4 protein-coding genes are annotated in these 6,761 nt (G+C 69.1%); 2 read left to right on the plus strand and 2 right to left on the minus strand.

Annotated features, from left to right (window positions below):
* Positions 1 to 36 precede the first annotated feature (36 nt).
* Together VE172_RS20650 and VE172_RS20655 are read left to right on the plus strand one after the other, a co-directional pair.
* Positions 37 to 2,808: a BTAD domain-containing putative transcriptional regulator gene (locus VE172_RS20650; RefSeq protein WP_324803878.1), complete on the plus strand. Its 2,772-nt coding sequence runs from the start codon at positions 37 to 39 to the stop codon at positions 2,806 to 2,808.
* A gap of 67 nt (positions 2,809 to 2,875) precedes the next feature.
* Complete coding sequence (locus VE172_RS20655; RefSeq protein WP_324803879.1) at positions 2,876 to 4,390, plus strand: family 20 glycosylhydrolase; 1,515 nt, start codon at positions 2,876 to 2,878, stop codon at positions 4,388 to 4,390.
* On the opposite strand, the gene VE172_RS20660 is transcribed toward VE172_RS20655, so the two are convergent.
* The gene (locus tag VE172_RS20660) at positions 4,316 to 5,830 is read right to left on the minus strand and encodes an alpha/beta hydrolase (RefSeq protein WP_324803880.1); all 1,515 of its coding nucleotides are present in this window, start codon (positions 5,828 to 5,830) and stop codon (positions 4,316 to 4,318) included. The two genes, VE172_RS20655 and VE172_RS20660, sit on opposite strands and share 75 nt — an antisense overlap.
* Complete coding sequence (locus tag VE172_RS20665) at positions 5,830 to 6,426, minus strand: class I SAM-dependent methyltransferase (protein ID WP_324803881.1); 597 nt, start codon at positions 6,424 to 6,426, stop codon at positions 5,830 to 5,832. The genes VE172_RS20660 and VE172_RS20665 overlap by 1 nt, the downstream gene beginning before the upstream one ends.
* Positions 6,427 to 6,761: the final 335 nt, after the last annotated feature.

Raw genomic sequence — 6,761 nt, forward strand, 5'->3', positions numbered from 1 at the left:
CTCGGTTCCGGGACGCGAGGCACCCACGGAGGCAAGGTGAGATTCGAGGTACTCGGCGACGTTCGGGCGTCGCACGACGGCCGCGAACTCGCCCTGGGCGGCGCCAAGTCCCGGCTGCTGTTGGCCACCCTGCTCGCCCAGCCGAATCGCGCGGTGAGCGTCGATGTCCTGGTGGACTCCCTGTGGGAGGACGCGGCCCCCGCCTCGGCGTCGGGAACGCTGCGGTGGCACGTGCACCAGCTGCGGGCCCGGCTGGATCACCCGGATCGGATCGCGGCGGCGGAATCGGGGTACGCGATCCGCGTCGAACCCGAGGAACTGGACAGCCTGGAGTTCGAGGAGCTGTTGGGCGCCGCGCAGCCCGACGACACGCCCCTCGAGACCCTGGAGACCGCGCTGGGGCTGTGGCGGGGCCCCGCCTTCGGCGGCCTCGCCGCCCAGCGCGGCACCCGATTCGAGGCGCGACGGCTCGAGCAGTCGCGGGTGGAGGCGCAGGAGCGGCGGGCCGCGGCCGCGCTGGAGCTGGGTCGCCACGCCGAACTGGTGGCCGAGCTGGCGGAGCTGGTGCGCCGGCACCCGGTGCGCGAGCGGTTCCGCGCCCAGTTGATGTTGGCCCTGTACCGCAGCGGGCGCCGGGCCGACGCGCTCGGGGAGTACCGGGCGGCGCGCGAATGCCTGGTGAACGAGCTGGGCCTGGAGCCGAGCGCGGAGCTGCGGGACCTGGAACGCGCGATACTGTGCGACGACCCGAGTCTGGGTCTCGCGCCCGCCGCGGCGCGGGCCCCGACACCCGCCGAGCTTCCCGCCGACGCCCCCGCCTTCACGGGACGCGGCCCCGAACTGGCCATGGTGGAGGAACGCCTGGTCGGCGCGGGCCCCAGCGTGGTCGCGATCGACGGCGTCGGCGGCATGGGAAAGTCCACCGTGGCGATTCACGCCGCGCATCGGGTGAAGCACCGCTTTCCCGACGGCCAGCTGTACATCAACCTGCACGGGGCCACGCCGGACGCCAAGCCGCTGGACCCCACCGAGTCCCTGTCGTACCTGCTGCGGTCGCTGGGGGCCGGCGACGCCGCGAAGCTGACCAATGTGGAGGAAATGGCGAACCGCTTCCGCTCCCTCACCGCGGATCGGCGCCTGCTGCTGTTGCTCGACGACGCCCGCGACGCCGCGCAGGTCCGCCACCTGTTGCCCTCCGGGGACGGGTGCGCGGTGCTGATAACCAGCCGCCGCAGGCTGGTCACCGTCCCAGGGGTTCGGCTGGTGTCGCTGGATCGCCTGTCACCGACAGATTCTCGGCGCCTGCTTGATCACCTGGCCCCCGTCGATCGCGGCGACTCCTCATCCGATCGGGATCGACTTGTCGAGTGGTGCCACGGGCTTCCCCTGGCGCTGACCATTTGCGCCGCACGCCTCAGCGAGGAGCCGCATCGGTCGGTGGCGGGTTTGGTAAAGCGGCTGGCGGACACACGGCATCGGCTGTCCGAGCTGGCCATTGATGATCTGGCCCTGCGCGCGACCTTCCAGATGAGTTACGACGAGTTGGACGCCGCCGCGGCACGACTATTTCGCCTGGTGGGGCTACACGACGGCGCGGACGTGAGCCTGGAGGTGGCCGCCGCGTTGGCGGACGCGTCCGAAGCGGACACCCAGCGGCTGCTGGAGCGGCTGATCCGCGCGCGGCTGGTGGAGGAGCACTCGGAGGGGAGGTACCACTCGCACGACCTGCTTCGCTTGTACGCCAGGGAATTGGTCGACGCCACGGAGACCGAGGAGGAACGCGGCCACGCGCTGCGGCGCATGTACGTGCGGTATTGCGTCACGGCGCGGGCGTGTTCACGCGTGACCGTGCCTTCGGCGACGGGCCCGTTCAACTATGGTCCCGCTCTCGACGAATACGAGACACACATCGATGCCCGCGAAGACGCATTGACGTGGGTCGATGCCGAGACGTCCAACATCAGAGCGGTGACGCTTTCCTGCCCACCCCTTGGGGACCTGCCCGCGATGACGGCATCGATAGGCATCGCCTTGAGACACATTCTCGACGATTTTCGAAGCGTGCGGGACGCGCTCTCGCAAAGCGAGGCCCTGATCGTGGCAATGGATCGGTCAGGCGACCCGAGGCTGCAAAGCGTCGCCTACGCTGGCCTCGGCTACCAGCTCAAACGCATGGGCCGACTTCTCGAAGCCAAGAATGTCCTGCTGCGCGCTCGAACCCACTTTCGGAGTGCGGGGCTTCCCCCCAGTATCGGTCCCGCCGTATACGGCAACAATCTGGCAATGGTGTGCCGACGGTTGGGCGAACTGGACACCGCCGAACACTTTGCGAACGAATCTCTGGCGCTCAGTACCGAGGCGGAGATTTGGGACAGCGTGTCGCTGGCATGGATCCAGAAGGGATTCATACACGAGGCCAAGGGCGACGTCGGTAAAGCCATTGAGGCCATGCGCCAAGCCTCGGAGGCCGCAGGACGAGTCGATGCCTACTACAACGTCATCGCGGCAATCTGCAACATAGGCAATTTCTACAGGCGAGCGAGCGATCTCGGCGAGGCGAGGAGTCACTTCCAGCAGGCCCTCGAACGAATCCAAGAATTTGGATACCTCGGTACCACCATCCACGCAGAGTGTCTGTGGGGCTTGGCGAAGGTGTATTACGACGCCGGTGAACAGACTCACGCACGTCTCATGTGGACCGATGCTGCCGATGTCTTGTTCGAACGCGACGAGATCACCAGGGATGAACACGCCGAAATCCTCACCACCACGCCACCTCGGGAACCGACCGCCGTCACTTGGCATTGATATGTCAATACATATCCAGTAATCTTCGCGTTACCGACGAGCCCCTTCACGAAAGTACGTGCTCCCGATGCGTCCACTGCGCAAGTTCCTCGCCTGCCTCGCGGTGACCGCCGCGGCGTTGGCCACCGCCGCCTCGATTCCCGCCCACGCCGACGAGCCGCGGGGCGCCGCCGCCGACGCGCCCCAGGTGATCCCCGCGCTGCGTTCCTGGACCGGGGCCGAGGGCAGCTTCCACTGGTCGGACGGTTCGCGCGTCGTCGTGGACCCGCAGTACGACAAGCAGCTGCACGACGAGGCCGACACCACCGCCGCCGACCTGGCCGACCTCACGGGGGCCAAGCCCGAGGTGGTCGCGGGCGAGCCGAAGAGCGGGGACGCCTACCTGACCCTGGGCGGGGACGCCTCGCTCGGCGACGAGGGGTACACACTGGACGTCGGCGACTCCTATGTCGTGCACGCGAAGACCGACGCGGGGGCGTTCTACGGCACCCGCACCCTGTTGCAGCTGCTGCACCAGTCCAGCGACATTCCGCGCGGCACCGCCACCGACACCCCCGACAAGACGGAGCGCGGGCTCATGGTGGACGTGGGCCGCAAGTACTTCAGCGTCGGGTGGCTGAAGAAGGAGATCAAGGACCTCGCGTACGCGAAATTGAACTACCTCCACCTGCATTTCTCGGACAACCAGGGTTTTCGGCTCCAGAGCGACAGCCACCCCGAGGTGATGTCCGACAAGTACTACACAAAGGACGAGATCAGGGACCTGGTCTCCCTGGCCACCGAGTATCACGTGACCCTGGTGCCCGAGATCGACATGCCCGGGCACCTCACCACGGTCCTGGCCAAGCATCCCGAGCTCCAGCTGAAGGACTCCTCGGGCAACGTGGACCCGTCGTTCATCGACCTGTCCAAGGATGACGCGTACACCCTGATGTCCGATTTGATCAAGGAGTACCTGCCGCTGTTCCCCGGGCCCTACTGGCACATCGGCGCCGATGAATACGTCTCCGACTATTCGAAGTACCCGCAGCTGGAGGAGTACGCGAAGAAGCACTACGGCGACGACGCCACCGCCAAGGACACCTACTACGGGTTCATCAACTGGGCCGACAAGCTGGTGCGCGACGGCGGCAAGTCGACCCGCATGTGGAACGACGGCATCAAGGACGGCGACGGCACCATAGCGCCGAACGCCGACATCGTGGTGGATTACTGGTCCACCAAGGGGATCGCGCCGCAGAAGCTGCTGGACGCGGGCCACGACGTGATGAACTCCAGCTGGACGCCCACCTACTACGTGCTGGGCGGCACCGGCATCGACGCGCGGTGGCTGTACGAGGACTGGAACGCCGACCTGTTCGAAAAGACCCTCACCATCGACGACCCCGCCCGCAACGGCGGCGCCGCGATCCACGTGTGGTGCGACAACCCCGACGCCCAGACCGAGGACCAGGTGGCCGACGGGATCCGGGTCGCCCTGCGGGGCCTAGCCCAGCAGACCTGGAACTCACCCAAGCTCGTCGACTCCTACGCCGACTTCGCCACGATCGACGAGGCCATCGGACGGGCCCCGGGCTGGTAAGCCGCAGACCGTCCCAGCGGCGGGCAATCGGCGGTCGATGAGGTACTTCTCGACCGCGGTCTTGGTGCAGGTGTCGCGGGGGTAGACGCCGTGGCCCGCGCCGTCGTAGGTCAGCAGCCGCGCGCCGTCGATCTGCTCGGCGACGTCGACGCTCCACTGGTACGGCGTCTGGGTGTCGTAGCGCGAACCCAGCACCAGGATCGGGCTGGCGCCGTTGACATCCAGGCGGTGTCGGGGGTTGTGGGCCCCGGCGTTCCAGTTGAGACACAGCTGCGGCTGCCCCCAGTCGAGCGGCGCGAACTTCACGTCGGGGGCGGCGGCGTTGGACGCGTCCCAGGCGGCGCGCAGCTGGCGGTAGGAGGCGAAGCCGCGCGGGGAGTCGGCACAGGTCATGGCCGAGGGCCACGGGGTGGTCTTGTCGGTGGCGGGGATCTCGGGTGGCTTGCCCTTGCCCGTGTCGAGCGCTTTGAGGCGTTTGGCGGGGGCGTTCCAGTCGGGTATGGACAGCGGCTGGATCACGTCGCCGATCAGGGTGGACGGGTCGACCTTGCGGGAGGCGTCGCCGGGCTCGGCGAGGGTGCCGTCGGCGGCCCTGGCGTACAGCTTCGCCAACAGCGCCTTGACGTCCCTGCCGTGCAGCGCGCATTCCCGATGGCCGCGGCACCAGTCGACGAACTGCTCGAAGGCGCCCTGGACGGCGGCGGCCCCGGTGCGGGTGGAATCGGCCGCGTCGAGGCTGTGGTCCATGTTGCTGTCCAGCACGGCGGTGCGGATGCGTCGGGGGTAGCGCTCGGCGTACATCTGGCCCGCGAGGGTGCCATAGGACAGTCCATACAGGTTGATGGTGTCGGCTCCGAGGGCGGCGCGCAGGGAGTCGACGTCGCGGGCCACGGCGACGCTGTCGAGGTGATCGAACAGCGGGCCCGAGCGGCGGGCGCAGTCGTCGTACATGGCGGTGTTGGCCCTTAGCCTGGCGGAGTAGTCCTTCGCGTCGCCGGGGGTGAGGGCGCGCGGGCCGTCCATGAGGTCGGTGCGGCAGGTGACGGGGTGGCTGCGGTGGATGCCGCGCGGGTCGAAGCTGACGATGTCGAAGCGCTTCGCCACGGGGGCGGTGAACAGCATGTCGAAGTAGTCGTCGCGGGTCACGGCGTCGACCCCCGAGCTACCCGGCCCAGCGGGCAGGTAGATCAGGGTGCCGAGGCGGTGCGCGGGGTCGGCGGCGGGGCGGCGGGCCACCGCGACGTCGATCGACTTCCCCGAGGGGCGCGACCAGTCGATGGGGACCCTCAGCTTGGAACACTGCGTGGGTTTGCCGTCGGCGCAGGGCTTCCAGCCCAGGGAGCCGCTGGGTTCGGCGTCGGCCACGGCGAGGCCCGTGGCGACCAGGGCGGCCACGGCGGCCAGCACGGCGCCGATCTTGAACGAGCGGACGGTTCTCATCACGGGTTCCCCTTCGGGTGTCGACAGTGGTAGACCAGCGCTGGCGGGAAATTGCGCCAGACGGTGCGCCCCGTCACGACCTCGTCGAAACGGGTCTCGAGCAGGCGGCGGAAGCGCAGGGCGGCGGGCAGCGCGCGGGCGTGGACGTACGCGAACGTGGTGAAGGCGCCACCCTCGCCGAGGACGGACGCGATGGCGCGCAGGATGCCGCGCTGGGTGTCGGCGGGGAACACCGCCCACGGCAGCCCGCTGACGACCACGTCGGCGCGGTTCAGGCCGCGCTCGCGCAGGATCTCGGCCAGGTGTGCGGCGTCGCCCACCACCACGTCGATGTCGGGGAAACGCCGCGCCGCGTAGGCGGCCAGCGTCGGGTTCACCTCGACGGCCAGCTGACGCCCCCGACCATCCAATCGCGACTCGATCGCCCGCGTGAAGGCCCCCGTGCCCGGCCCCAGCTCGACGACCACCGACTCCCCGCGCCGTGGCACGGGCGCCACCATGGCGGCGGCCAGCCACCGCGAACTCGGCCACACCGCCCCTGTGCTCGCGGGTGCCCGCAGGAACTGGCGCACGAAGGCGCTGGATTCACCGACCATGCGCATGACGCTATGGCCTCGAGCCCCGCGTTTTGGTCGATCGACGAGCCTCAACAGCGGCCAAAAGTAGGAGACTCGGCGGCTCACGGAACGACCTCCCGCCACCGAACGGCCGCTAGGGTCGGCCCCATGCGACCACCAACACGCCCCATCGCGGCGCGCCACGGGTTCCCGTCACCGACCTCGCCAGGCGGCGCAAGCGCCCGCGCCGCCCAGCCCCACCGCCCATGAAGTCACCTGGCTGGCGGCGCACGGGCCACGACCCGACGCGTCCCGCCCGCGACGGCCGACGGAACACGGACCCGACGCCACAACCAGAACCTCCCGCCCGCGAG

The organism is Stackebrandtia sp. (assembly GCF_035643755.1).
GTDB lineage: Bacteria > Actinomycetota > Actinomycetes > Mycobacteriales > Micromonosporaceae > Stackebrandtia.